24 protein-coding genes and 4 pseudogenes are annotated in these 25,536 nt (G+C 47.2%); 11 read left to right on the top strand and 17 right to left on the bottom strand.

Features of this window, described 5'->3' with window-relative positions:
* From sufD to JEU20_RS05420, 7 genes are all read right to left on the bottom strand, one after another.
* Complete coding sequence (gene sufD / locus JEU20_RS05390) at positions 1-1,317, bottom strand: Fe-S cluster assembly protein SufD (RefSeq protein WP_342590463.1); 1,317 nt, start codon at positions 1,315-1,317, stop codon at positions 1-3.
* Positions 1,317-2,066 carry a Fe-S cluster assembly ATPase SufC gene (gene sufC / locus JEU20_RS05395; protein WP_198244011.1) on the bottom strand — a complete coding sequence of 250 codons (750 nt, stop codon included), beginning with the start codon at positions 2,064-2,066 and terminating at the stop codon, positions 1,317-1,319. The genes sufD and sufC overlap by 1 nt, the downstream gene beginning before the upstream one ends.
* 53 nt (positions 2,067-2,119) lie before the next feature.
* Positions 2,120-3,571 (bottom strand): Fe-S cluster assembly protein SufB, encoded by a 1,452-nt coding sequence (gene sufB, locus JEU20_RS05400; RefSeq protein WP_198244013.1) that lies wholly within the window; start codon positions 3,569-3,571, stop codon positions 2,120-2,122.
* A gap of 15 nt (positions 3,572-3,586) precedes the next feature.
* Positions 3,587-4,036: an SUF system Fe-S cluster assembly regulator gene (locus JEU20_RS05405; RefSeq protein WP_198244015.1), complete on the bottom strand. Its 450-nt coding sequence runs from the start codon at positions 4,034-4,036 to the stop codon at positions 3,587-3,589.
* Between the two features lie 61 nt (positions 4,037-4,097).
* Positions 4,098-4,559, bottom strand: a complete 462-nt coding sequence (locus JEU20_RS05410; protein WP_198244017.1) for a phosphate-starvation-inducible protein PsiE — start codon at positions 4,557-4,559, stop codon at positions 4,098-4,100.
* A gap of 6 nt (positions 4,560-4,565) precedes the next feature.
* On the bottom strand, positions 4,566-4,994 hold the full coding sequence (locus JEU20_RS05415) for a hypothetical protein (RefSeq protein WP_198244019.1): 429 nt from the start codon (positions 4,992-4,994) through the stop codon (positions 4,566-4,568).
* Positions 4,995-5,146: 152 nt separating this feature from the next.
* Positions 5,147-6,829: an ABC1 kinase family protein gene (locus JEU20_RS05420; RefSeq protein ID WP_198245904.1), complete on the bottom strand. Its 1,683-nt coding sequence runs from the start codon at positions 6,827-6,829 to the stop codon at positions 5,147-5,149.
* Between the two features lie 126 nt (positions 6,830-6,955).
* Here JEU20_RS05420 and JEU20_RS05425 point away from each other — a divergent pair.
* The 3 pseudogenes from JEU20_RS05425 to JEU20_RS05435 all read left to right on the top strand — a co-directional run.
* A pseudogene (locus JEU20_RS05425) lies at positions 6,956-7,610 on the top strand (IS5 family transposase); the annotation flags it as partial.
* Between the two features lie 85 nt (positions 7,611-7,695).
* Positions 7,696-8,447 (top strand): annotated as a pseudogene (locus JEU20_RS05430) (IS5 family transposase).
* Between the two features lie 16 nt (positions 8,448-8,463).
* Positions 8,464-8,562: pseudogene (locus JEU20_RS05435) on the top strand (IS5/IS1182 family transposase); the annotation flags it as partial.
* Here the strand turns inward: JEU20_RS05435 and JEU20_RS05440 are convergent.
* A complete protein-coding gene (locus JEU20_RS05440; RefSeq protein ID WP_198244021.1) occupies positions 8,551-9,186 on the bottom strand; it encodes a DUF6781 family protein in 636 nt (211 codons plus the stop codon). The pseudogene JEU20_RS05435 and the gene JEU20_RS05440 sit on opposite strands and share 12 nt — an antisense overlap.
* A 362-nt stretch (positions 9,187-9,548) precedes the next feature.
* Here JEU20_RS05440 and purE point away from each other — a divergent pair, with 362 nt between their 5' ends.
* Genes purE through JEU20_RS05455 form a run of 3 tightly spaced genes read left to right on the top strand, consistent with a single transcriptional unit; the run spans position 9,549 to position 11,568 of the window.
* Positions 9,549-10,046: a 5-(carboxyamino)imidazole ribonucleotide mutase gene (gene purE / locus JEU20_RS05445; protein ID WP_198244023.1), complete on the top strand. Its 498-nt coding sequence runs from the start codon at positions 9,549-9,551 to the stop codon at positions 10,044-10,046.
* Positions 10,043-11,137: a 5-(carboxyamino)imidazole ribonucleotide synthase gene (locus tag JEU20_RS05450; protein WP_198244025.1), complete on the top strand. Its 1,095-nt coding sequence runs from the start codon at positions 10,043-10,045 to the stop codon at positions 11,135-11,137. Before purE ends, JEU20_RS05450 begins: the two co-directional genes overlap by 4 nt.
* A gap of 8 nt (positions 11,138-11,145) precedes the next feature.
* Positions 11,146-11,568: a CopD family protein gene (locus tag JEU20_RS05455; protein WP_198244027.1), complete on the top strand. Its 423-nt coding sequence runs from the start codon at positions 11,146-11,148 to the stop codon at positions 11,566-11,568.
* 14 nt (positions 11,569-11,582) lie between these two features.
* Here JEU20_RS05455 and rluB read toward each other — a convergent pair whose 3' ends face one another.
* The 9 genes from rluB to parE form a co-directional block, all read right to left on the bottom strand.
* Entirely contained in the window at positions 11,583-12,458 is an 876-nt protein-coding gene (rluB, locus tag JEU20_RS05460) for a 23S rRNA pseudouridine(2605) synthase RluB (protein WP_425356681.1), read from the bottom strand.
* The gene (scpB, locus tag JEU20_RS05465) at positions 12,340-13,266 is read right to left on the bottom strand and encodes an SMC-Scp complex subunit ScpB (RefSeq protein WP_245395215.1); all 927 of its coding nucleotides are present in this window, start codon (positions 13,264-13,266) and stop codon (positions 12,340-12,342) included. The genes rluB and scpB overlap by 119 nt, the downstream gene beginning before the upstream one ends.
* 94 nt (positions 13,267-13,360) lie before the next feature.
* On the bottom strand, positions 13,361-14,188 hold the full coding sequence (locus JEU20_RS05470; RefSeq protein ID WP_198244031.1) for a segregation and condensation protein A: 828 nt from the start codon (positions 14,186-14,188) through the stop codon (positions 13,361-13,363).
* On the bottom strand, positions 14,189-14,854 hold the full coding sequence (locus tag JEU20_RS05475) for a site-2 protease family protein (RefSeq protein WP_198244033.1): 666 nt from the start codon (positions 14,852-14,854) through the stop codon (positions 14,189-14,191). It abuts the gene before it with no gap.
* A 249-nt stretch (positions 14,855-15,103) separates the two neighbouring features.
* Positions 15,104-15,724 (bottom strand): L-threonylcarbamoyladenylate synthase, encoded by a 621-nt coding sequence (locus JEU20_RS05480; protein ID WP_198244035.1) that lies wholly within the window; start codon positions 15,722-15,724, stop codon positions 15,104-15,106.
* Positions 15,725-15,786: 62 nt separating this feature from the next.
* Positions 15,787-16,470, bottom strand: a complete 684-nt coding sequence (tsaB, locus tag JEU20_RS05485) for a tRNA (adenosine(37)-N6)-threonylcarbamoyltransferase complex dimerization subunit type 1 TsaB (RefSeq protein WP_198244037.1) — start codon at positions 16,468-16,470, stop codon at positions 15,787-15,789.
* Positions 16,467-18,389 carry a DNA repair helicase YoaA gene (gene yoaA / locus JEU20_RS05490; protein WP_198244039.1) on the bottom strand — a complete coding sequence of 641 codons (1,923 nt, stop codon included), beginning with the start codon at positions 18,387-18,389 and terminating at the stop codon, positions 16,467-16,469. Before yoaA ends, tsaB begins: the two co-directional genes overlap by 4 nt.
* Positions 18,390-18,392: 3 nt before the next feature.
* Entirely contained in the window at positions 18,393-18,974 is a 582-nt protein-coding gene (locus JEU20_RS05495) for a tetratricopeptide repeat protein (protein WP_198244041.1), read from the bottom strand.
* Between the two features lie 104 nt (positions 18,975-19,078).
* Entirely contained in the window at positions 19,079-20,968 is a 1,890-nt protein-coding gene (parE, locus tag JEU20_RS05500; protein WP_198244043.1) for a DNA topoisomerase IV subunit B, read from the bottom strand.
* A 114-nt stretch (positions 20,969-21,082) separates the two neighbouring features.
* Here parE and JEU20_RS05505 point away from each other — a divergent pair, with 114 nt between their 5' ends.
* The 5 genes and pseudogenes from JEU20_RS05505 to JEU20_RS05520 all read left to right on the top strand — a co-directional run bounded on the left by JEU20_RS05505 (position 21,083) and on the right by JEU20_RS05520 (position 25,461).
* Positions 21,083-21,316, top strand: coding sequence for an exodeoxyribonuclease VII small subunit (locus JEU20_RS05505; RefSeq protein WP_198244045.1), 234 nt, complete (start codon positions 21,083-21,085; stop codon positions 21,314-21,316).
* Complete coding sequence (gene ispA, locus JEU20_RS05510; RefSeq protein ID WP_198244047.1) at positions 21,309-22,205, top strand: (2E,6E)-farnesyl diphosphate synthase; 897 nt, start codon at positions 21,309-21,311, stop codon at positions 22,203-22,205. The genes JEU20_RS05505 and ispA overlap by 8 nt, the downstream gene beginning before the upstream one ends.
* A 122-nt stretch (positions 22,206-22,327) precedes the next feature.
* Positions 22,328-24,185, top strand: a pseudogene (dxs, locus tag JEU20_RS05515) (1-deoxy-D-xylulose-5-phosphate synthase).
* Between the two features lie 8 nt (positions 24,186-24,193).
* A complete protein-coding gene (locus JEU20_RS15075) occupies positions 24,194-24,481 on the top strand; it encodes a hypothetical protein (RefSeq protein ID WP_245395113.1) in 288 nt (95 codons plus the stop codon).
* Positions 24,466-25,461, top strand: coding sequence for an MgtC/SapB family protein (locus JEU20_RS05520; protein ID WP_245395114.1), 996 nt, complete (start codon positions 24,466-24,468; stop codon positions 25,459-25,461). The genes JEU20_RS15075 and JEU20_RS05520 overlap by 16 nt, the downstream gene beginning before the upstream one ends.
* Positions 25,462-25,536 lie beyond the last annotated feature (75 nt).

The following is a 25,536-nucleotide window of genomic DNA, read 5'->3' on the forward strand; positions in this document are numbered from 1 at the left end:
TTATAACCAACTACTATCAACACCTTGTTGTGGAAAGCGTTGTAATAATAGTGACAACACATGATCATGCAGATCTTTTCGTTCAAGCTTTTTAACCATCTGATTGGCAAAAGCAAACGTGAGCATATTTCTGGCGCTCTCTTCATCGAGCCCACGCGACTGGCAGTAAAACACAGAATTTTCATCTAATTGCCCCACCGTGACACCATGTGCACATTTCACATCATCCGCATAAATTTCAAGCTGTGGTTTGGTGTCGATTTCAGCATACTCGGACAATAAAAGATTCTGATTATTCATCTGCGAGTCTGTACGCTGAGCATCCTGAGCCACAATGACTCGCCCTTGAAACACGCCCCGTGCACGCTGATCCAACACACCTTTATATTGCTCACGACTGATTGCATCCGGTTTTTGATGCACGATACGGGTATGGCTATCCTGATGCTGGCGCTTCATACCTAAAAACAATCCATTAAGCTCACATTCGGCCGCTGTTTCCAGATCGCAATGAATATCCGTGCGGGTCAATAACCCCCCAAATGCAAAATGATGATGGGTAAACTGTGCCTGAGCGCTCTGTTTGACATACCAGCCACCGAAATGCCAGGCTTGCTCTGCTTCTTGCTGAACCTTGCTAGCACTCAGCTGCGCTTTGTCGGCCAGAAAAACCTCATTGACTGACGTTGTCAGATACGCACAATCCTGACCGGCATAGGTTTCTATAATTTCTGCAGCCGCACCTTCTTGCAACACAAAAATCTGCCGCGTACACGACAATGTTTCAGTCTGCGTCGTGACATGAACAATCTGGATGGACTGTTCAAGATTGACACCCGCCTCGACGCGAATAAATATCCCATCACGAAACCAAGCGCTGTTAAATGCAATAAAATTATGTTCTTTATCACTTACGGCCTGCCCCAAATACCCCTTCAATGCATCCGGGTTTGACTGCAAGATTTCGGCGACAGAAGCGACCATAACGCCATCCGGCAATCCCGACAACCGGGAATAATCGGACGAAAACACACCATCAATCAATACCACAGTCCAGCAATCATCAAGAAACAATGATTGCACCCATGCCGGATCAATCGTTTTTTCGGCCGCTGCCCAATGAAAACGCTTTTTTTCAATTGCCGACACATTGGTATAACGCCACTCTTCTTCTCGTGGTGAAGGAAAGCCCGATGCCGAAAATTGACTAAATGCCTGTTCACGAAACGCCCGGCACCAGTCCACATCGTATCCTGGCAAATCGGCTTTAAGCTGCGGATAATCCTCAATCAATGCCAATGAAGCTGTCTCAGTCATCATGCAACCTGCTGTTCCAGAAAACTATAACCACTTTCTTCCAGCTCTTTGGCCAATTCGGGCCCGCCGGTTTTTACGATTTTGCCATCGGCCAAAACATGCACAAAATCCGGTTCAACATAATCCAGCAAGCGCTGATAATGCGTAATCATCAAGAACGAACGCTCCTTTGATCGCATAGCATTGATGCCTTCGGCCACAATCTTCAGGGCATCAATATCTAAACCGGAATCAGTTTCATCCAAGATGCACAACTTCGGTTCCAGAATCATCGCCTGTAAAATTTCGTTCCGTTTCTTTTCACCCCCCGAAAAGCCCTCATTGATCGCGCGATAAAGAAACTTTTCATCCATTTTGAGCAATTTGACCTTGTCCTTCACTAAGGTCAAAAAATCCATCGCATCCACTTCATCTTGGCCACGGTGTTTGCGCATGGCATTCAGCGCTGCTTTCAGAAAATAAATATTGCTGACCCCCGGAATTTCCACCGGATATTGAAACGCTAAAAAGACACCTTCCCGTGCTCGGATTTCCGGTGCCATTTCCAGCAAGTCTTTACCACAAAACGTGACCTTACCATCTGTGACGGTGTAACCTTCTTTACCCGTCAACACATGTGACAAGGTACTTTTCCCGGCCCCATTCGGCCCCATGATGGCATGCACTTCGCCAGGATTAATCTGTAGATTTAGACCTTTCAAAATCGGCTTTTCGCCGGCATTGGCATGAAGATTTTCGATGCTGAGCATTTTTTTTCCTGTTCTTTGATGTAATTCAGTTGAATTACATATAAATTCAATAATTAACCAACCGAACCTTCCAGACTGATGCCGAGTAAAGCTTGCGCCTCTACCGCAAACTCCATTGGCAACTCTTTAAAGACTTCTTTACAAAAACCATTCACAATCATCGACACCGCATCTTCGGCCGACAGTCCACGCTGTTGACAAAAGAATAATTGGTCTTCACTGATTTTTGAGGTCGTCGCCTCATGTTCCACTTTAGCCGTAGGCTGTTTGACTTCAACATAAGGAAAAGTATGCGCGCCACAGCGATCACCAACCAACAGGGAATCACACTGCGTATAATTGCGGGCGTTTTTTGCGCTTTTAGCCACCTTAACCAAGCCGCGATAGGTATTTTGTGCCTTACCTGCCGAAATACCTTTGGAAATAATGGTGCTTCGCGTATTAGCACCGATATGAATCATCTTGGTTCCGGTATCGGCTTGTTGATAATTGTTGGTCAAGGCAACCGAATAAAACTCACCGACAGAATTTTCTCCCAGCAATACACAGCTAGGATATTTCCAGGTAATTGCCGAACCGGTTTCAACCTGGGTCCAGGAAACTTTGGAATTTTTACCACGGCATTCAGCCCGCTTGGTTACGAAATTATAAATACCGCCCTTGCCATCTTTATCCCCAGGATACCAGTTCTGTACGGTGGAATATTTAATCTCGGCATTGTCCAGCGCCACCAGTTCCACTACGGCAGCATGTAATTGATTTTCATCCCGCATCGGTGCGGTACAGCCTTCCAGATAACTGACATGACTGCCTTCATCGGCAATAATCAGTGTGCGTTCAAATTGTCCGGTATTAGCCGCGTTGATTCGAAAATAAGTGGATAACTCCATCGGGCAACGCACACCTTTTGGAATATAAACAAATGAACCATCAGTAAAAACCGCCGCATTCAGCGCGGCAAAAAAATTGTCACCGGCTGGAACGACCGTCCCCAAATATTGTTTTACCAGCTCTGGATAGTCTTGCAGGGCCTCTGAGATGGGGCAGAAAATAACACCCGCTTCTTTCAACTTTCCTTTAAAGGTAGTCGCCACCGAAACGCTGTCAAACACCGCATCGACAGCAATACCGGCCAGCCTCTCCTGTTCATCGAGCGGAATTCCGAGTTTTTTATAGGTTTCCAGTAATTCAGGATCGACCTCATCCAGGCTTTTCGGACCATCTTCTTTTTTCTTAGGCGCAGAATAATAACTGATGGCCTGATAATCAATCGGCTCAATATTGAGTTGCGCCCAATTAGGCTCGGTCATTGTCAACCAATGCCGATAAGCTTCCAGCCGATATTCCAACATAAAATCCGGTTCGTTTTTAACTTTTGACAGACGCCGGATCACATCCTCATCCAGACCTGGTGGAAATGTATCCACCTCAATATCGGTTACGAAACCAGCTTCATAGTCCTGTTGCCCAATCAGGTCTTCAATTTCTTGCGCATTTGATGTCATGATTAATCTTGCCTGCTAGCGATATAAACTGTTAATAGAGATAATATGCTCTTCGGGTTGAGCCGCCGGCAGAATCATATCTGCCAAGGTAACCGATTCAAGCGCATTGGAAATACGTTGGTTAATCAGGTTCCAGCGCCCCTGGATATGACAGCCACTGGCCTGATCACAGGTTTTATGTGAGCTGCTGCATTCAGTCAATGCGATAGGCCCTTCTAACGCACTAATGACTGCCGCTACGGTAATCTTTTCCGGTGGCCGCGCTAAACGATAGCCCCCTTTTGCGCCACGCAACGAAAACAACACACTGGCCTTGACCAATCTTTTTAGAATTTTACTGACAGTGGGCAAGGCGATTCCTGTCGTTTCACTGATGTCCTGCGCCGTATAAACCCTCTGATTATTTTCAGCCATATAACTCAAAATCACCGTGGCATAATCGGTCAACTTACTCAACCGCAACATAATTCCTCCTTAATGAGGACTATTTTAGTCCCATTTTAATCCCTAGTAAAGCGCTTGGTTATTATTTTCTCATTCCACATCCGTCGTTTCTTGGCTCCTTCAAAGCACTCAAATCATCAGGACAACCATAACGCCTGGCGGTAAAGGATAGCAGACAAATCGCTCCGCTTAACATCAAAATGGCAAACACGATACTCAACAGCAAATAAAGATGAAATACATCTTTTACAATCTGCACATCAATCACTAGATGTCTGGATAAAGCCGTAATAGCAATATAGATCAAAAATTGAACAGGCAAGCGCTGGGTTTTAAAATAAACGCCAACCATCGCCCCCAACTCGAGATAAATAAATAGCAACAAAATATCTTCCAGCGAAGCATGACCTGATTTGACCATAAACGAATATTCGTAAACTGCCGACCAGACTATGGTGGAGCCGATACAAAACAGCGCTAAATAATGAAAAAGAGAAATCAGGCGATCGCCAATAACCTGAATCTTTTTATCAAAATCCGTCATATTCAGTTACCGCGGCAAAATAGTAAAAACGCCAATGGACGCACCGACATCGACCCCTCGACCTAAACCGGTCAAGGCCAATGAGACTTCGCCTTTTGTCATCACCACACCTTCAACCGATTTGGTCAACCCGGCATGCGTATCCAGATAAATATAATCACCATATACTTCGCCGATATCCTTAACCTCGGTGATGACTCCGGTTCCCCGATCGATTTCTGACTTACCAATCGTCAAACCGCCACCCCGGGAAACAATCCTGACCTCGGCCGACTGCCCATTTTCACACTCCACAACCCCCTGCCCCCGATAATCTTTATAAAAAAAAGACCAGCCTTCCAATTGATACCGGATATGACAAGTTGTAAAGGCAGATGCCGAAAAAGACATCGATAATAAAACAACCAAAATGACTGTTTGTTGTAGATAACGCATAAAACTCTCCTTTAAGAATCCATCTGAAACCAAACGAACATCGCCTGAGACATACTTAATACAACACCATTTTTTTGATGAAAAAAGTCACAACATCTTATACTTCATCAATTTTCATGTTCACACCAATCAATACAGAAAATGGAGCTATATTAATGCCGCCGGCCACTGCGCCAGATCGAAAAAAGCAACCAAATCCCACCTAAGGCAGCAAAAATATATCCAAAAAAACCAAACGCAGGCAGCCCCATGATTTCCGGCCCACCTTTTACCGTCATCATAATCGAAGTCCCTATAATCAACGCGGCAGTTACGATTCCCATAGTCAACCGACTGACCGCACGATCAATCTTATCGACATGCGAATCCAGACGTTTCACACTGATTTCAACCGGAATCAGACCTTTACGCGTCGCCCTGAGTAAATGATGCATTTCCTTTGGAAAAGCGGCCAACATATCGGCCATACTCAGAATATTGCGCCAGCCTCGTTTTGCGATAGCATCAGGACGATAACGTTCAACCATTAAGCGTTGAATATAAGGTGTAGCGAAAGCCAGAACCTGAAAATCAGGATCAAGATGGCGACCAAAGCCATCCAGCGTGATATAGGCTTTGATTAACAACGCCAGATCCGGCGGCAATGACAAATTATGATCGCGCAAAATCGACATCAAATCCGTCATCATTGTCGGCAAATTCACATCCTTCAAAGCCAAAGAACTGTACTGATCGACAAACGCTTCAATCTCTATCGAAAGTTGTTGCTCATCGGTTTGAATGACATCCGACCAGTCTTCCAAAATCTGTACGACACGTTCCGGCATCTGATTGACCATACCATAGAGGAAGCTAACCACCTGATCGCGGCGATCTTCAGTCAACCGACCGACCATGCCAAAATCCAGAAACGCCAAACGGTTGCCCGACAGATAAATGACATTACCAGGATGCGGGTCGGCATGAAAAAAGCCATCTTCCATAATCATTTTCAACATCGCCTCGGTTCCACGCTCCGCCAGCAATTTTCGGCTTAACCCCGCCTCATCCAACTGATCAATCCGATTACCGGGTACGCCACTTATATACTGTTGGACATTCAACCTTTCACCTGTCCATTCCCAATAAACCTTGGGAATAACGATATGCGGATTATCTTTAAGACTTTCGGCAACTCGTTCCGCATTTCGACATTCCGCTGCAAAATCCAGCTCCCGCCGTAAAGACTGCGAAAATTGTCGTACAATTTCCCGCGGATGATAACGCTGTAGCTCTGTTTCATCTGACTCAATAATTTCAACCAAACGATTCAACAGCCTCAAGTCAGCCTCAATCACACGCCGAACGCCCGGGCGACGGATTTTTAAAATCACCTCCGTACCATCTTTCAAAACTGCACGATGAACCTGTGCCAGCGATGCGGCCGCCAAGGGCGTTTTATCGACATTCAGAAAAACGTCATCAATACTTGAGCCAAGATCCTGCTCAAGCTGAGGTAAAAGTTCAGCAAAATCGACAGGCGGCGCATGATCCTGCAATTTACCAAACTCTTCAATATAAGCCGGGGGGAACAAATCAACCCGGGTTGCCATAATCTGGCCCATCTTGATAAACGTCGGCCCCAGCTCTTCCAACACACGACGCAAACGCTGCGGCGTATCCAGTTTTGCCAGCTCTTCAGCATGTTGCCAATGTAAGGTTTTGCCAACCCGCTCCAGCGCCTGACTCATCCCCAGCATTTGTACCACACTACCAAAACCATAGCGGATCAATATACCGGCAATTTCTTGTACTCGCCCTAAATCACGCGCCGCATTGATCATTCCCCAAAACATACTCATCCCGGTAAGCCAATCACTTGTGTCGCGACTCTAGGGGCTGTTGCCGTTTTGAAAATCCCCCTTGAAATTCAATAACTCCGCCACATAGATTGTTTATTTTGACTCAAAAACAAGCAAACTATGCCCCGACAAATGCTTACGGATGAACTTTGGGAGAAACTGAAGATAATTATGTTGAAAATGGGAATTTATGACAAACCTTGTCTTCGAAAAACAGTCGAAGGTATTTTTTATCGCTTGCGAGTAGGTTGTCCCTGGAGAGATTTACCCACGGCTTTTGGTAATTGGAATGCGGTATATAAACGATTCAATGACTGGTCTCGTAAAGAAAAACTGATGGGTATTTTTAACGCCTTGGTTGTTGATCCAGACCTGGAATGGGAATTTATTGATGGGAGTATTGTGAAAGCACATCAGCATAGTAGTGGTGCGGCCTGTGAACAAGAAACAGCGATAGGGAAATCTGTCGCCGGGAACACCAGTAAAATTCATATGGCCGTTGATGCCTGTGGTCTTCCTATTCATTTCTCAGTGACAGGCGGCGAAGTTCATGACTGTAAAGAAGCACCGAAATTAGTTGCAGAGCTCCCAAAAGGTGACTATATAGTTGCTGACAGAGGCTATGACAGTGAAGCATTACGTCTTCAAATTAAAGACAAAGGGGCTGTTCCTGTTATCCCAAGAAAAAAAGAATTCAACTCGGGGAAATGATGAAATGGATTGGTGTCTCTACAAATATCGCCATCTCGTTGAAAATGTGTTTGCAAGACTTAGGGGCTGTTGCCGTTTTGAAAATCCCCCTTGAAATTCAATAACTCCGCCACATAGATTGTTTATTTTGACTCAAAAACAAGCAAACTATGCCCCGACAAATGCTTACGGATGAACTTTGGGAGAAACTGAAGATAATTATGTTGAAAATGGGAATTTATGACAAACCTTGTCTTCGAAAAACAGTCGAAGGTATTTTTTTATCGCTTGCGAGTAGGTTGTCCCTGGAGAGATTTACCCACGGCTTTTGGTAATTGGAATGCGGTATATAAACGATTCAATGACTGGTCTCGTAAAGAAAAAACTGATGGGTATTTTTAACGCCTTGGTTGTTGATCCAGACCTGGAATGGGAATTTATTGATGGGAGTATTGTGAAAGCACATCAGCATAGTAGTGGTGCGGCCTGTGAACAAGAAACAGCGATAGGGAAATCTGTCGCCGGGAACACCAGTAAAATTCATATGGCCGTTGATGCCTGTGGTCTTCCTATTCATTTCTCAGTGACAGGCGGCGAAGTTCATGACTGTAAAGAAGCACCGAAATTAGTTGCAGAGCTCCCAAAAGGTGACTATATAGTTGCTGACAGAGGCTATGACAGTGAAGCATTACGTCTTCAAATTAAAGACAAAGGGGCTGTTCCTGTTATCCCAAGAAAAAAGAATTCAACTCGGGGAAATGATGAAATGGATTGGTGTCTCTACAAATATCGCCATCTCGTTGAAAATGTGTTTGCAAGACTTAAGCATTTCAGAGCGATCGCCACGCGATATGACAAACTCAAACGAAATTTTGAAGGCTCTATCGCTCTGGCTTGCGCCTTTTTATGGTTACCTATGTGAAATGGCAACAGCCCCTAAGCATTTCAGAGCGATCGCCACGCGATATGACAAACTCAAACGAAATTTTGAAGGCTCTATCGCTCTGGCTTGCGCCTTTTTATGGTTACCTATGTGAAATGGCAACAGCCCCTAATGATTCGGCAATACCGGCCAGAATACCGCTCCCTATTTTTGCCAATTTTGCCGCCGTATCGCTTGCCGCCTCCAATAACAGCTTGCCACTGTTATCCTTCACTTCCAACAAGGCATCAACCAGCTTCTGCACCCGATCGCCAACCGCCGTTCCGCTATTGCGAGCATGTTCAACAAAATTATTTACAATATTCTGCACCAATTCACTGCTTTCTTTCCCCGCCTCGGTCAAGGTATCTAAAAACAAATCTTCCAACGCCTTCAAATCCTCAATCGTGCGCTTAATATCCTGCTCAGAAAAGGCCTTCACAGTTGAAGCCGCCTCCTCCACTGCTAGCTTCGTTGCTTCGGCCGTGCTCACCAACGCATCATCCAATGCCTCGGCTGCTTCCTCAAAACTACGCTTAGCCACATCTTCTGTGGCATCCAAGCCCTGCGTCATACCTTTGCTAATTGCCTCAACAACGGCTTTGATATTCGCCTCATCCAGCTCATGCTCAGTCAACGCCTTCAAGGTAATATCCCGAACTTTCTGATAAACATCTTCCCCTGAACTAACGGCTTCACGAATATCCTTCTCAATTTGCGCTACATTTTGCTGTGTCATCTTGTTTTCTCCTGTAAAAAAACTACGCCCAGTATAACGTGAGCGCACTCAAAAAACCTATTCAGTCAACGCCTTCTAACGGCACTCTCAATCGTCTGATTCAACATAAATACCGTACCAGCCTTTGAGATATTGATGCATTTTTTTCAGAATCAAGAGATCTTTGACAATCTTTATATGCTTTCCCCATAAAACGTACTAATTTCTAACAAAACGCATTGATACCCTTTTCTCTGACCCATTTAAATATTGTTATTTAACACCCTTGTCAGTTATGCGATAATTAGCGGTTTTTCAATATTTTGCTTGGCATTTTTTGAAATGCTTGAGACTTAAAGCTTGGCCTTGACTGGAGAATTTGCATGACGGCACTGATTGGCATCATTATGGGATCGAAATCTGATTGGGAGACCATGCAACATGCGGCGCAAACGCTGGAACAATTAAACATACCACACACAGTGGAAGTGGTGTCTGCACATCGCACACCGGATAAACTGTTTGAGTATGCAGAGAATGCCGAATCACAGGGACTCGAGGTCATTATTGCAGGCGCAGGCGGAGCCGCGCATTTGCCCGGTATGACGGCAGCAAAAACGGTGTTACCGGTTTTAGGCGTGCCGGTTCAATCGAAAGCATTAAATGGCATGGACTCTTTGCTCTCCATCGTGCAGATGCCAGCAGGTATCCCTGTCGGCACCCTAGCCATCGGCCGCGCTGGCGCCATCAATGCCGCTCTGATGGCCGCTGCTATCGTGGGTAATAAATATCCTGAATACCGCTCGGCGCTGAAAGCATTCCGGCAAAATCAGACAGAAACGGTACTAGCCAACCCTGACCCAAGCGGAGAACAAATATGACTGTCGGTATTTTAGGCGGTGGTCAGTTAGCGCGTATGATTGCACTGGCCGGCATTCCTCTAGGACAGGAATTTATTGTCCTAGATCCTAGCGCCGAAGCAGGCGCAGTAAGACTTTCCCGTTTACTGCAAGGCGCTTATGACGACCCAGCCCTGCTTGAAAAAATGGCACAGCAAGCCTCTATTGTCACCTATGAATTTGAAAATGTACCAGCAAGCGCGGCGGAATATTTAACCGCACACACGACCATTTACCCGCCCGCCAAAGCCTTACAAACCGCACAAGATAGACTGGTTGAAAAACAACATTTTCAATCACTAGGCATTCAGACCGCACCGTTTGCCGCCGTGGACAATCTAAACGACCTGACGCAGGCAATGTCATCGATCGGCTACCCTGCCATCCTAAAAAGCCGGCGTATGGGCTACGATGGCAAAGGTCAGGTTGTCATTCAATCCGCCGGGGAATTGGCAGATGCCTGGCAGGCGATGCAGGATGCACCATCTATAGTCGAAGGCTTTATCCCCTTTCAACGTGAAGTGTCGATTATTGCAGTTCGCCGCGCCAATGGCGACACTGTCTTTTATCCGTTATCAGAAAACACCCACAAGGGTGGCATTTTACGGGTTGCCCACTGTCAAGCCGACGACCCACAGCAAATAGCCGCCGAAAATTATGTCTCGAAACTAATGGAATCCTTAGATTATGTCGGCACGATAGCACTAGAATTATTTGATGTGAATGGCCAGCTGATTGCCAATGAATTTGCACCCAGGGTACATAATTCAGGCCACTGGACAATCGAAGGCAGCGAAACCAGCCAGTTTGAAAATCATTTGCGTGCGATTCTCGATTTACCGTTAGGATCAACCCAGTCTGTCGGTTACAGCGCCATGGTCAATTTTATTGGCGATGTGCCGCCCGAAGCTTCTGTTTTGGCGATTCCACATGCGCATCTGCATCTGTACGACAAATTACCGCGCAAAGGCCGCAAAGTCGCGCATGCCACCATTCGCTGTGATGATGAACGGCAATTTAATGACTCCCTGAACGCATTACACGCGCTGGCCACACAATTCGACGATTCTTAAAGCCTACGATGATATTGAAAGCACTGCATATTATTTTCATGGTTACCTGGTTTGCCGGCTTGTTTTATCTGCCGCGTCTGTTTGTGTACCACGCCATGTCGGAAGACAGCCCAAGTATTGAGCGCTTTAAAATCATGGAGCGTAAATTGTATTACGGCATCATGACGCCTGGTATGCTGTTGACGCTGCTGTTTGGCAGCTGGATGCTGGTCGATTACGCCTGGGCCATGTACAGCAGCTTCGGCTGGCTACATGTCAAATTAGCGTTGATTGTTTTTCTGGTGATTTACCACGCCTTCTGCGGTAAATGGCTGAATGATTTCAAACATGACCGCAACCGACATTCGCATGTTTATTTCCGCTGGGTCAACGAAATTCCAGTGTTGTTTTTGTTTGCTATCGTTTTTTTAGCAACATTAAAGCCATTTTGATAGCAGACAAAACATTATTTCGGTTGTTCAAGCCCAACATAATCCATCAAATGCGCTAACTCGCGCTCATCTAACTCATAATAGGAGCGTTGCTTTATGCGTTCCGGCAACATGGCCGGCCCATAACGCACCCGTTTCAAACGGCTAACTTTTACGCCCTGCGACTCCCATAAACGCCGCACCAACCGATTACGACCTTCCATGACCACGACATAAAACCATTTATTGGCACCGTCTTCGCCGCTATGAAATTGAATGTCATTAAAGCGCGCCATACCATCATCCAGTTCCACGCCGGTTTTCAAGCGTTCGATCATCGCCTCATCCACATCGCCCAGAATACGTACTGCATATTCCCGATCGATTTCACTTGATGGATGCATCAAACGATTAGCAAGCTCACCATTATTGGTCACCAGCAACAATCCTGAAGTATTGATATCCAGACGCCCTACAGCAATCCAACGCCCCACAGTCAATTTAGGTAGCTGGGTAAACACCACCGGCCGCCCTTCAGGATCTCGTCGCGTGACGACTTCACCTTCGGGTTTATGATAAACCAACACGCGGACCGGTTGCACTGCATACTTTTCCCATTTGACGATACGCCCATTTACCTTGACCACGTCTCCCGGCTTCAATCGGTAGCCCGGCTGAATCACACCACCGTTCACCACAATTTTGCCATCTTCTATCCAACGCTCGATTTCCCGCCGCGAAGCCATACCACCCCGCGCCAGAACTTTCTGGATACGTTCACCGTTGAGACTATCAGTGGAGTGTAGGTTGCCCGGTTCCGCTACGCTCTTGCTCGGATTGCGCACCTTCTGTGTTCTTGTCTGCTGCGGTTTCTTGTTTTTGCTGCGGGGCGGTCTTCTCTTGTTGTTCACGTTGTTCTTGTCCCTCATGGTGATGATTAGGTTCTGCCATCAAATCCAGATCATTGATTTGATCGAGTGTCGGTAACTGTTCTAGCGAAGATAGATTGAAATAATCCAAAAATTGTTTGGTTGTGCCATACAGAGCGGGACGCCCAGGCACCTCCTTATGTGCAATGATACGAATCCATTCCCGGTCCAATAGCGTCCGAATAATATTGGAACTGACACTGACGCCGCGGATATCTTCAATTTCGCCGCGCGTGACTGGCTGCCGATAAGCGATAATCGACAAGGTTTCCAATAATGCCCGGGAATAACGCGGTGGTTTTTCTTCAAACAGCCTGGAAATCCACGGCGACAATCCTGCCTTGACCTGAAAACGATAGCCGCTGGCCAATTTTTTCAGGGCAATTGGCCGGTTTTGATAATCTATACTGATTTCATCAATTGCGGCCTGAATTTGCTTCACTTCGGGTTGTTCCAGTTCCGGAAAAACCACCTGAATTTGTTTAGGCGTCATGCAGCGGTTAGCTGCAAATAAAATGGCTTCGACAATATTTTTCAATGACGTATCGACTGGCACAGAACTTTCTGTATCACCTGATTCCGTTTCTACGATATTTTGCGCATCATTTTGCCCCTCGACAGACTCAGACACACTCTCGACTTCACTTTCTGTTATCTCTTGTGCCGCCTCGGTCTTAGGCTTTATATCGTGCATAGTGTTCTGTATTCGTCGAATATCATCTGCTTCAAGTTCTGGATACTGCTGCTGGACGTGTTCAATCGTATGCGATAAATCTGCCGCAAAAAGCATTGCATCCAACAACCTTTTTTTATCCAGCCGTGGTTTTTTAGGACGTTTTTTTACGGGCTCGAGTTTGATTTTTTCAAGCTGTTTTTCAGCACGCTCAAGTGTCTCGGGCTCGGATTTGGATATGGATGTCGCCTGCGGGCTCGGGCTGGATGATGTCGATGCACCCTTCCTTGCTGAGCTCGAGGATGGCAAGAAACGAGACAACCACCCCGCCTTTTCCTTCTTTTCGGATAAATAACGCTGTGAAAGGGAGCTGATTTGCTCGGTTAAGTTTTTCCAAAATGGTTGCCATTCGCTCACGGACTGATAGGGGCTCTTTTGTTATTTGGTGGTGACTAAACTGTTCTGCACGCTTGAGAACCTGCTGAAACGCCAGCAGCAACTCTTTGAGCTGAACATCCGGTAATGCCTGCTTAACCTCGACGGTTGCTGTATTGATGGATACATCAAAAATATCCCGCTCATAGCGCGGTAGCTCATCGAGCTGCTCTGCCGCTTTTTTGATGGCTTCATATTCTTGTAATTTCAAAATCAAATAGGCGCGTGGATCTTCTTCCTCGGCTTCTTCATCCGGCACCCGCGGCAATAACATGCGCGATTTGATTTCGGCCAACAAGGCTGCCATGACCAGATATTCCGCCGCCAACTCCAAGCGCAAGCTGTCCATCATATTGATATAACCGATATATTGTCGGGTAATCTCGGCAATGGGAATATTCAGAATATCGACATTTTGTTTACGAATCAAATATAACAACAAATCAAGCGGCCCTTCGAAGGCATCGAGAAAAACCTCTAGCGCATCAGGCGGGATATATAAATCTTCCGGCAGCTCAGGATAAGGCTGCCCCATCACCTTAGCCAGCGGCAAAGGCTCGGCCGTCTCGGCTTGTAGCACTGTCGAATCGCCTGCTATGCTCATTTAGCCCGTCAAACCTGCCAACGAGAAAAACAATGCCTGCATCAGCATCATTGGATACCCCAAAATCAACCCTAAGCCACCGGTCACCAATAACAGCAGTAAGACATAGAAGCCATAAGGCTCGAGGCGGTAATACTGCCAGGCCATCCGTTCAGGCAACAATCCGGCGACAATCCGGCTGCCATCCAAAGGTGGAATCGGTAAAAAGTTAATCAACGCCAACACCAGGTTAATGGAAATACCGGCGATGCCGCTGTAAATCAAAGGCAGTGCAACAGCCTGGACATCGGCTAGAGACACGCCAATTCTAGCGATTATGGCCCACCCCAATGCCATAAGCAGGTTTGAAATCGGGCCGGCCATCGCCACATACATCATATCCTTACGCGGCGATTTAAAATTGCGCGGATCGACCGGCACAGGCTTAGCCCAGCCAAAAATGAAGCCAGCACCTGATAACAATAAAATACCCGGCAACAACACCGTACCGACTAAATCAATATGATTCAACGGATTCAGCGTCAATCGCCCTTGCCGGTCGGCAGTATTATCGCCAAACTTCTTGGCCACCCAGCCATGCGCGACTTCATGCACGGTAATAGCAAACACCACAGGCAGCAACCAAACGACGATTTTTTGCACCATCGTCAACTCATTCATAAACATATTCATAACTCCAGTTAAGTACAAGACAAGTGCTTATAGATGCCACGACAATTAGGTAAATGGAAGCGCAAAATCCATCAAAATCGCTGCTTCCCACAGTCCTCCGTGAAAATCTATAGCACCGCTCCCTGGCTTCGACGCCCTATGTATTCTCATGCGGAAGCGGTGAGAATGGGTAAACCCAGCACCTCATGCTGATGGCACATTTTCATCCCCGCCATCAATGACGAGGTGCTGGGTAAAGGGGAATTAATCTAGCATGGGCGCGTGACCGGCACCTTGTCGAACAATCTCGATTTGATTATCGTGACAATCGATAATGGTTGTCGGTTGATATTCGATAATGCCAGCATCGATAACCAGATCCAGCTCATGTTCCAATTTTTCCCGAATATCATACGGGTCACTCAATGCTTCGTCTTCTCCCGGCAAAATCATAGTTGAGGTGAACAAAGGCTCCCCGAGCTCTTTAACCAGCATCAAAGCAATCTTACAATCGGGCACGCGAATCCCCACGGTCTTTTTCTTGGCCTGCTGCAAGCGCCGAGGAACTTCTCGGGTCGCATCCAGAATAAACGTAAATGGCCCGGGAATCAGGCTTTTAATCAGACGGAAAGCGTCATTACCCATTTTGGTAAAATTTGAAACCTGCGCCAGGTTTTCACATACCAGCGTGAAGTTATGTTTATTATCCAGCTGCCGAATACGGCAAATTTTATCCAATGCCGGCTTGTCGCCAATATGACAAGCCAACGCATAAGATGTATCGGTCGGATAAACGATCACCCCTCCTTGCCGAATAATCTCAACGGCTTGATGGATCAATCGTGGTTGCGGATTATCTGGATGAATTTCAAAATACTGTGCCATGTCAAAAAATCTTGTTCTTTGTCGCGTTTATTAATGAAAGTATTGTAACTGATTCTTATCAATTACCTTTCCGATTCTTTTTTAGCTACTTTATCACGCAGATAAACCGGCATGGCTCGTTCCGGCGCAACTGCCTTGCCCTGCCGGTAATCCTCGGCCGCCAACTGCACCACAGTCACCGCATGCGGCCAAACATCGACATCAACCGTTTCGAGCTGGGATCCGAGCCGCGTCGATAATTGTGCTTCGTAAACACCCCAGCCCGAACCGACACCACAGCCTTTGCCCTCAGGAAATACAATAGCCTCAGCCGGCGTTACCGCCTCTTGTCCGACTAATTGCGCCAGTCCCTGGCTGTTTTTTTGATAGACCGCCCAAAAAATCTCACCCATGCGAGCATCCAACGCGGTAAATACCAGATTGTGCTGGTTCCGGTTGAAAGAAAATTGCGCCATCGATGCCAACGTGGAAACCGGCAGCACAGGTACATCAGCACCTAACGCAATGCCTTGCACCACGCCGGTGGCGATTCTGACACCGGTAAACGAACCCGGCCCGCAGCCAAACGCAATAGCATCGAGTTGACTGACCGCCAAATCTGCCTCGTGCAATAACGCCTCGATCATCGGCAATATCAAACGCGTATGTTCGCGCGGCGCCATTTGAAAACGCTCACAAATCTCGCCATCCACCCATAATGCCGCAGAACACGCCGGTGTTGCCGTTTCAACCGCCAATAATTTCACGACTTCCTCTCATCCGCAAAAAATTGTTTAACATCTTCCATCTCCCGGCTACGTCGCATCGGCGGTACACTGTCCAGAAACATCTGCCCATAAGCCCGTTTCAATAAACGTGGATCACACACCATCAGTACACCACGGTCATTTTCATCCCGAATCAAGCGCCCAACGCCTTGCCGCAAAGCAATAATGGCTGCCGGCAATTGATATTCAAAAAAAGGGTTGCGACCCTGTTGTTCCATCGCATGCAGTCGCGCCTTCAAAACTGGGTCACCGGGGGAAGCAAACGGCAGTTTGTCAATAATAACGCAGGATAACGCATCGCCCCTGACATCCACGCCTTCCCAAAAACTGGCTGTTGCTAACAGTATGGCGTTACCTTTTTGTTTGAATTGCTCCAGTAAAACCTGCTTGGATTTTGTCCCCTGCACTAATAAAGGGTAATCGACTCGGTCGGCCAACAATTCTGCCGCACGCTGTAATGCCCGGTGACTTGTGAATAAAAAGAAAGCCCGGCCTCGGCTGGCTTCCAAAACAGGCACGACAAATTCTATGATTTTATCGGTATAATCGGATTCAGCTGGCTTAGGCAGTCCGCGCGGGTGATAAAACAACGCCTGTTTTGCATAATCGAACGGACTGTCCCAACTTTTACATTCGGCGTCATACAAACCCAAATTACGGGAAAAATGCTCAAACCGGCCAGCCACGCTCAAGGTTGCCGAGGTAAAAATCCAGGTCGCTGGATGCTGCTGCATGAAGTCCTTAAATTCCTTGGCAATATCCAGTGGTGTTCGGCTCAACATGAATGATTTGCTATGTACCTCAAACCATTTTATCCATTCACCTTGTTCATCATGCAAAATGCTATTGAGCTGATTCTCATAGTTTTCCGCCCGCTCAAAACACGATTCTAAGCCTTTACTGCGCACCGATGCTATTTCCAATTGATCAGTCAATGTCTGCAAGTGCCGATACACCGATTCTAGCGCCGCCGAAATCTTGGGATTATTTTCAATTTCCTGCCAATCGCCGCGACGCAGCTCCAGCCCAAAGGCCAGACGCAAATCTTTGACTTCAATCCGTAATTCTTCAAATGCGCTACGAAGATCAGGCATATCGCTAGCCTCTTTAAAATATTCGACTTCAGTATCAGCAGCTAAATCATTCAACTGCCTAGCGCCGATAGACACACCTAAAAAATTAGACGCAACATCGGCTAACTGATGTGCTTCATCAATGATCACTACCTCTGCGCTCGGCAGTAATTCGCCAAAGCCAATTTGCCGGATCGACCAATCCGCACATAACAAATGATGATTCACCACGACTAAATCGGCTTCTTGCGCTTTTTTGCGTGCCTGTACAAAAAAACAATCGGCATAATCCGGGCAATCCTGTCCTAAGCAGTTTTCCACCGTCGATGTCGCGTTGTACCAGATAGGATTGCCTTCCTGCACATCGCTGATTTCGGCAATATCGCCGGTTTTAGTGCGTTTGGCCCATTGCTTGATCTGTGCCAGCGCCGCAGCGTCTTCTTTGTTATAACCGATCGCATTATTCAGTGCGTTGTCCAACCGATAGGTGCACAAATAATTGGCCCTGCCTTTCAATAATGCCGGTACGAAAGGCTGCTGCTTCAAGGCGCTGCGAATAACGGGAATATCCTTATTGAATAACTGATCCTGTAGATTTTTGGTGCCGGTGGACACAATCACTTTTTTTCCGGCCAGAATGGCGGGAATCAAATAGGCGAAGGTTTTACCAGTCCCGGTGCCGGCTTCGGCAATCAGATTCTGTTCGGACTCGATGGCTTGCCAGATTGCCTCAGCCATATCAACCTGGCCTGCTCTCGGCTGATAATCTTCGATAACACAGGATAAATTACCGTCCGCGGCAAAAAATTGTTTAACGACTGACACGATTTATTGAATCTGGCGCACTTTTAATTCGGCTTCCCTGGCACCTTGCAAATCATGCTGCAAGCGTCTGGCCTGTGCAATCAACAACCAGCATTGCCGTTTCAAACGCGGATTACCGGCCGCCAATAACGCCGCTTTCTTGGCCAAATCTTCTGCCAATACAGGTTTTTCCTGTTGCAGGCGTATTTTTGCCAGTTTATAAGTGATTTCAGGGTTACGCGGCGTAATCCGCAATGCTCGTTCCAATCTTGCAACTGCCGCATCTAAATCTCCCGCACGGCTGTAGCGCTCAGATTCAGAAATCAACGCGACGACAGCCGGCGTCAACGGTTTATTGACGGACTCATAACGAGAATACTGTGGTGGCGCAACGCTCTCCGTCTTGCTGGCCTGATTATTACCCGCTCTCGGCGTCGTTTCTGTCACAGTCGGCTCGTAAGGGCGTTCCAAAGGTTTTGAATACGGCGGATTCCGATACGGATCGACAACTGTGCCTGATCCATAAACTGGCGCGGGCGGCTGGTAACCCGTGCAGGCTTGCATACCCAACAAAGGAAAAAGAAACAAAAATCGACGAGATTGCATGTTAGCTGACGACCCATTCAAAAAAACGTTATTATACCCGAAGTCAATCGACACAAGAGAAGCCAAGCTGATTTATGCCGCATATATGAAAAAGCACTCTTTTATCACACTTGCGCCAGATTTCCCTTTTCTTCCAGCCACTTCTTCCGATCCTGGGCGCGTTTTTTGGCCAGCAACATATCCATTTGCGCACAGGTTTCATCATCGTCTGTCACCGTCAATTGCACTAAGCGCCGGGTATCGGGATTCATCGTAGTTTCTCGTAATTGAGCGGGATTCATTTCCCCTAAGCCTTTAAAACGCTGTACATTGATTTTCCCTTTCAGCTTTTCCGCTTCGATTCGGGCTAAAACGCCTTGCCGCTCGGCGTCATCGAGCGCATAAAAAACTTTTTTGCCAACATCGATTCGGTACAAAGGTGGCATAGCGACAAACACATGTCCGGCTTCCACCAACACCTTGAAATGCTTGAAAAACAAGGCGCAAATCAAGGTGGCAATATGATTACCATCGGAATCGGCATCGGCCAGAATGCAGACCTTGCCATAGCGCAACCCTTCGAGATTTTGCGTATCCGGCTCTATGCCCAACGCCACAGCAATATCATGAACTTCCTGCGAAGCCATGACCTGTGACGAATCGACTTCCCAGGTATTGAGGATTTTGCCGCGCAAAGGCATGATGGCTTGAAATTCGCGATCGCGCGCTTGCTTGGCAGAACCTCCGGCCGAGTCGCCTTCCACCAGAAACAATTCGGTACGGGAAATGTCCTGTGCCGAACAGTCAGCCAATTTACCCGGCAATGCAGGGCCTGCGGCAATCTTTTTGCGAATGATTTTTTTATTGGATTTAAGTCGCTTTTGCGCACTGGCCAGGATAATTTCGGCAATTTTCTCACCATCCTGCGGATGTTGGTTCAACCATAAGCTAAAACTGTCTTTAGCCACGCCAGAAACAAACGCCACACATTCCCGCGAACTTAAACGCTCTTTGGTTTGACCGGAAAATTGTGGATCTTCAAGTTTGACTGACAATACATAATGACAGTGCTCCCAAACATCTTCTGGCGCCACTTTGACACCGCGCGGCAACAGATTACGAAACTCCAAAAACTCACGCATAGCCTCAGTCAAGCCCGCACGCAAACCGTTGACATGGGTGCCACCTTGCGCTGTTGGCACCAGATTGACATAACTTTCGGCGACCGTTTCGGGCAAGCTTTCCGGCGTCCATAAAATACCCCACTCGACAGCTTCCGTGTGACTAGAGAAACTACCGACAAAAGGGGGATCCGGATAAAACTCAACATCCCCAACTCGATCAAGCAAATATTGCGTCAATCCATTTTCATAACACCACTCCCAGCTCTCACCGCTGGCTTCATCCTTCAAGGAAATTTTGAGGCCTGAGCATAAAACCGCTTTGGCCCGCAAATTATGTTTCAGTTTTACGAGCGATATTTTGGCTGAATCAAAATATTGCGCATCGGGCCAGAAATGAATCAGGGTGCCAGTATTTCGCTTACCTACGGTTCCGATTTGCTCCAAGTCTTGTTGTTTTGCGCCATTGGCAAAACGCATTTGATAAACATTGCCATCACGTTTCACCTCCACATCCAACCGCGTGGACAAGGCATTGACGACAGAAACACCGACGCCATGCAAGCCGCCGGAAAACTGGTAATTTTTATTCGAAAATTTACCGCCCGCATGAAGTTGGGTCATAATCACTTCAATGCCAGGAATACCTTGTTCAGGATGAATATCTACCGGCATACCGCGACCGTTATCGGCAACGCTAACCGATCCATCCTTATACAAAACAACATCGATATTGTCGGCAAAGCCGGCTAAGGCTTCATCAACACTGTTATCGACGACCTCCTGTACCAAATGATTAGGGCGGGTGGTGTCGGTGTACATACCGGGGCGTTTTTTTACCGGATCCAGCCCACTTAATACTTCAATCGCGGCCGAATTATATTCGTTGCTCATCTTCTTGGCTTATCTCAGGTTAAATTTCATATATAATAGTCGATTACGCTTGGCATTGAGTTACAGATGCCAAACACTACAAGGCGACACATCGTACACTAAACATGAATCAATATGGCAAGAAAAAAGAACACGGCACTGTTTGAAGAATCATTGGCCGAACTCGAACAAATTGTCGAACAAATGGAGCAAGGCGATTGTTCGCTGGAACAATCATTACAAGCCTTCGAGCGCGGCATCAAACTGACACGCATCTGCCAGAAAGCCTTGCAGGAAGCCGAACAGAAAGTACACATTTTATTAGAAAAAGACGGACAACAAACGCTGGAGCCCTATACCCATGAGTGACGCTTTAAAAAACTATTTAACCGCCTGCCAAAGCCGGGTAGAATCGGCCTTGGACGCACGTTTACCGGCTGCAAATATCTTGCCGCAAAAACTCCATGAAGCTATGCGCTACAGCGTTCTTAACGGAGGCAAGCGAATGCGTCCAATGCTGACTTACGCCACCGGCAAAGCTTTGGGATTAAATGAAGATACCCTCGATGGCCCAGCCTGTGCCGTCGAATTTATTCATGTTTATTCCCTCATTCATGATGATTTGCCGGCCATGGATGATGACGACTTGCGTCGCGGTAAACCAACGTGCCATGTCGCTTATGATGAAGCGACAGCTATTTTGGCAGGTGATGCCTTGCAGGCTTTAGCCTTTGAAGTTCTGGCCCATGACGACAGCATCAAAGTGACCCCTGATGCGCGTTTGCAGATGATTACAACCCTGGCCAAAGCCAGTGGTTCACAAGGCATGGTCGGCGGGCAAGCCATTGATTTGGCCTCAGTCGGAAAAAAGATCAGCCTGCCGGAACTGGAAATCATGCATATTCATAAAACCGGCGCCCTGATTCGCGCCAGCGTCAACCTCGCCAGTTTGAGCAAAACCGATATCGACCCTGCAGTCGCCAAAAAGCTGGACCATTACGCCAAATGTATTGGTCTGTCTTTTCAGGTAAAAGACGATATTCTCGACGAAGAAAGCGACACCGCCACACTCGGCAAGACTCAGGGCAAAGACAAAAACAATGACAAACCGACTTATCCGGCGCTGTTAGGCCTTGCGGGAGCAAAAGAAAAAGCCCGCGATTTGCATGAACAGGCGATTGAAAGCCTGGCTGATTTTGGTCCTGAAGCCGATTTATTACGGGATTTGTCGCTATACATCATTGAGCGCACTCATTAAGCCGATTAAACCTGCAATTTGAGTGAGCTCGCCACTGACTCGACCACAGGTTTTCGTTTTGTAGCGCCAATTCCTGACTAAAATACAAGGTATTGAACCACCTTTACTGAACGATTTTAAAGATGACTGTTTCCGAAAAATATCCACTACTCGATTCTATCAACTTCCCCGCCGACCTGCGAGCCCTGCCCGCCGATCAACTGCCGCAGGTTGCCGAAGAGCTGCGCCGCTATCTGACCCATACCGTCAGCCAATCGGGTGGCCATTTTTCGGCAGGACTCGGCACGGTCGAGCTGACGGTGGCCTTGCATTATGTGTTTAATACCCCCTATGACCCGCTGGTGTGGGATGTCGGCCATCAGGCGTATCCGCACAAGATTTTAACCGGGCGTAAGGATAAGATGCCGACGATTCGAACGTTGAACGGCATTTGTGCGTTTCCGAACCGGGAGGAGAGCGAGTATGACGCCTTTGGTGTGGGTCATTCGAGTACCTCAATCAGTGCAGCGTTGGGGATGGCGATTGCGTCTCAGCTTAAAGGGGAGAAACGGCATTGTGTGGCGATTATCGGCGATGGCAGTATCACAGGTGGCATGGCGTTTGAGGCGATGAATCATGCCGGTGATATCGGCGCGAATATGCTGGTGGTGTTGAATGATAATGATATGTCGATTTCGCCGAATGTCGGGGCGTTAAATAAGTATTTGACTAAGGTGATTTCGTCGCGCTTGTATTCGTCGGTGCGGGAAGAAAGCAAGAAGGTGTTGAGTGTGATGCCGAATGTGTGGGAGTTGGCTCGGCGCACGGAGGAGCATGTCAAGGGCATGATTGCACCGGGAACGCTGTTTGAGGAGCTGGGGTTTAATTATATCGGGCCGATCGATGGCCATGATGTGGAGACCTTAGTGTCGACTTTGGAGAATATCAAGGATTTGTCGGGGCCTGTGTTTTTGCATGTGGTGACGCAAAAAGGGAAAGGTTATGAGCCGGCTGAGAAGGATCCACTAGCCTATCACGGGGTGCCGGCTTTTGATCCGAAGCAGGACTCGCTGCCGAAGGCGGCGAGTGTGCATCCGACTTATACCCAGGTATTCGGAAAATGGTTGTGTGATATGGCGGCGACCGATGAGCGGTTGTTGGGCATTACGCCGGCCATGCGGGAGGGTTCGGGACTGGTGGAATTTTCAAAACGGTATCCGGCCCGTTATTTTGATGTGGCGATTGCTGAGCAACATGCGGTGACGCTGGCGGCAGGCCAGGCGTGTCTGGGAATGAAGCCGGTGGTGGCGATTTATTCGACTTTTTTGCAACGGGCTTATGATCAGTTGATTCATGATGTGGCGATTCAAAATTTGGATGTGTTGTTCGCCTTGGATCGTGCCGGTTTGGTCGGACCCGATGGGCCAACCCATGCCGGGGTGTTTGATATCAGCTTTTGCGCTGTATTCCGAATATGGTGTTGATGGCACCGGCCGATGAGAATGAATGCCGGCAGATGCTGACAACAGGTTTTGAATACAAGGGGCCTGCGGCGGTGCGTTATCCGCGTGGTAAAGGCCCGGGTGTGCCAGTAACCGAGGATTTGAGCGCCCTGCCCTTAGGCAAAGCCGAGGTACGTCATCAGGGCGGCCGCATGGCGATTCTGGCTTGGGGTCTATGGTGGCGCCGGCATTGGTGGTCGGTAAACAACTCGGTGCCACGGTGGTCAATATGCGTTTTATCAAGCCATTGGATGAGGATTTGATTCTGTCGCTGGCCAAAAGCCATGACATGCTGGTTACGGTGGAGGAAAACGTCATCGCTGGCGGCGCCGGCAGTGCGGTAAATGAGTTTTTACAGCAACAGCAAATCCTGATGCCGGTGCTGAATATCGGCTTGCCGGATCAGTTTATCGAACAGGGTAGCCGCGAGGAGTTGTTGGCACTGACCGGGCTGGATGTGGAGGGTATTCGGCGGCAGATTGAGGCGTTTGGGGGCTAATCGTTCTTATGTTGCCAAACCTTCCTGCGCCACTGTCAGAATTTTTATTGACGACCATTTTTTCATTTCTGATTGGGCTTGAATATCATAATTATTTAAAGGCCAATCAGTATCAATTCAGTTTCGGTAGCATCCGAACCTTTTTATTGGTAGGCCTGTTTGGCCTGTTACTGTATCAACTCAATCCCAATGGACAATTTTTCCTCGCAGGACTCGGCGTACTGGGTTTGTTGTTGGCAATTTTTATTGGCGACAAAGCGCTGCTAATGTTTTCACCCTGTTGGAAATCATCCTGACCTTTTCAGTTTTTCTGCTCGGCCCGATAATCGTCAATTTTCCATCGTGGTATTTGATTTTATTCAGCGTTTTGCTAATTCTGGTATTGAGTGAAAAATCACTGATTCATCAGTTTTCCAGGAATCTTGATAACCGTGAAATCATAACCCTGGCCAAGTTCCTGATATTATCGGGCGTTATTTTACCGTTATTGCCGGATCGTGAAATCTCGGCATTGATCCCTGTCACTTATTATAAAATCTGGCTGGCGGTCATCATTATTTCCGCACTCTCTTATGCCAGTTATTTGGCGCAGACCTATTTGTTCAAGTCACGCGGACTGTTGCTGACAGGTATTTTAGGCGGACTTTATTCGAGTACCGCCGTCACGGTTGTCATCAGCCGACGCGCTAAACTGATGAAACAGGAATGGCCCCTCGTTTCAGCCGCACTGATCATTGCAACGGCTATGATGTACTTGCGTTTGCTAATCATCGTTTATTTATTGAATGATTCTATCGGCCATCAATTATTATTACCCTTCAGTTTGCTTATTGTCGTCTCTTGCCTCGTCGCCCTCGGCCTGTTGTTTTTCAACCATCAGGAGATGTACAAACATCCCTCTCATACATCACAACACCCTCTAGAATTACCGACAGCCCTCGCGTTTGCCTTCATGTTTGTCGTTTTCACCTTGATGACCGAATATGTGGCGCAACATTATGGCAATCATGGCTTAAAATTTCTGGCTCTGATTGTCGGCTTTACCGATATTGATCCGTTTATTCTATCGTTGTTATCGGGAAAATTTACGGTAGACAATCATGCTATCGTCGCATCGGTTATCATCGCCACGGCCAGTAACAACCTGCTCAAAGCCTTTTACGCCGTGTTATTTGCACGTAATCAAGCTGTGACAGTTGCCGTCATCTGTCTGATTTTATTGGCTTTAGCTTCTTTTTTCCTATATTTTTCTTGCTCTCTAACCTATCTGTCATAATCCCCAGTTTATTGAAAAAACCTTGCTTTAGCCTCATATTGCAGGTAATGATAAACATACGTTTTAGCTAAACCG

The organism is methane-oxidizing endosymbiont of Gigantopelta aegis, from assembly GCF_016097405.1.
Taxonomy (GTDB): Bacteria; Pseudomonadota; Gammaproteobacteria; order Methylococcales; family Methylomonadaceae; genus Methylomarinum.

Bases quoted from the DNA above. Each gene is read 5' to 3' on its own strand.
- sufB (WP_198244013.1), bottom strand. From the start codon at position 3,571: ATGACATCAAATGCGCAAGAAATTGAAGACCTGATTGGGCAACAGGAC.
- JEU20_RS05415 (WP_198244019.1), bottom strand. From the start codon at position 4,994: ATGCGTTATCTACAACAAACAGTCATTTTGGTTGTTTTATTATCGATG.
- parE (WP_198244043.1), bottom strand. From the start codon at position 20,968: ATGAGCAACGAATATAATTCGGCCGCGATTGAAGTATTAAGTGGGCTG.
- JEU20_RS05420 (WP_198245904.1), bottom strand. From the start codon at position 6,829: ATGTTTTGGGGAATGATCAATGCGGCGCGTGATTTAGGGCGAGTACAA.
- JEU20_RS05450 (WP_198244025.1), top strand. From the start codon at position 10,043: ATGACTGTCGGTATTTTAGGCGGTGGTCAGTTAGCGCGTATGATTGCA.
- JEU20_RS05475 (WP_198244033.1), bottom strand. From the start codon at position 14,854: ATGTTTATGAATGAGTTGACGATGGTGCAAAAAATCGTCGTTTGGTTG.
- ispA (WP_198244047.1), top strand. From the start codon at position 21,309: ATGAGTGACGCTTTAAAAAACTATTTAACCGCCTGCCAAAGCCGGGTA.
- JEU20_RS05480 (WP_198244035.1), bottom strand. From the start codon at position 15,724: ATGGCACAGTATTTTGAAATTCATCCAGATAATCCGCAACCACGATTG.
- JEU20_RS15075 (WP_245395113.1), top strand. From the start codon at position 24,194: ATGTTGCCAAACCTTCCTGCGCCACTGTCAGAATTTTTATTGACGACC.
- JEU20_RS05495 (WP_198244041.1), bottom strand. From the start codon at position 18,974: ATGCAATCTCGTCGATTTTTGTTTCTTTTTCCTTTGTTGGGTATGCAA.
- JEU20_RS05470 (WP_198244031.1), bottom strand. From the start codon at position 14,188: ATGAGCATAGCAGGCGATTCGACAGTGCTACAAGCCGAGACGGCCGAG.
- sufC (WP_198244011.1), bottom strand. From the start codon at position 2,066: ATGCTCAGCATCGAAAATCTTCATGCCAATGCCGGCGAAAAGCCGATT.
- scpB (WP_245395215.1), bottom strand. From the start codon at position 13,266: ATGCTTTTTGCGGCAGATTTATCGCATACGATTGAACACGTCCAGCAG.
- purE (WP_198244023.1), top strand. From the start codon at position 9,549: ATGACGGCACTGATTGGCATCATTATGGGATCGAAATCTGATTGGGAG.
- JEU20_RS05410 (WP_198244017.1), bottom strand. From the start codon at position 4,559: ATGACGGATTTTGATAAAAAGATTCAGGTTATTGGCGATCGCCTGATT.
- JEU20_RS05440 (WP_198244021.1), bottom strand. From the start codon at position 9,186: ATGACACAGCAAAATGTAGCGCAAATTGAGAAGGATATTCGTGAAGCC.
- JEU20_RS05505 (WP_198244045.1), top strand. From the start codon at position 21,083: ATGGCAAGAAAAAAGAACACGGCACTGTTTGAAGAATCATTGGCCGAA.
- JEU20_RS05405 (WP_198244015.1), bottom strand. From the start codon at position 4,036: ATGTTGCGGTTGAGTAAGTTGACCGATTATGCCACGGTGATTTTGAGT.
- sufD (WP_342590463.1), bottom strand. From the start codon at position 1,317: ATGACTGAGACAGCTTCATTGGCATTGATTGAGGATTATCCGCAGCTT.
- JEU20_RS05455 (WP_198244027.1), top strand. From the start codon at position 11,146: ATGATATTGAAAGCACTGCATATTATTTTCATGGTTACCTGGTTTGCC.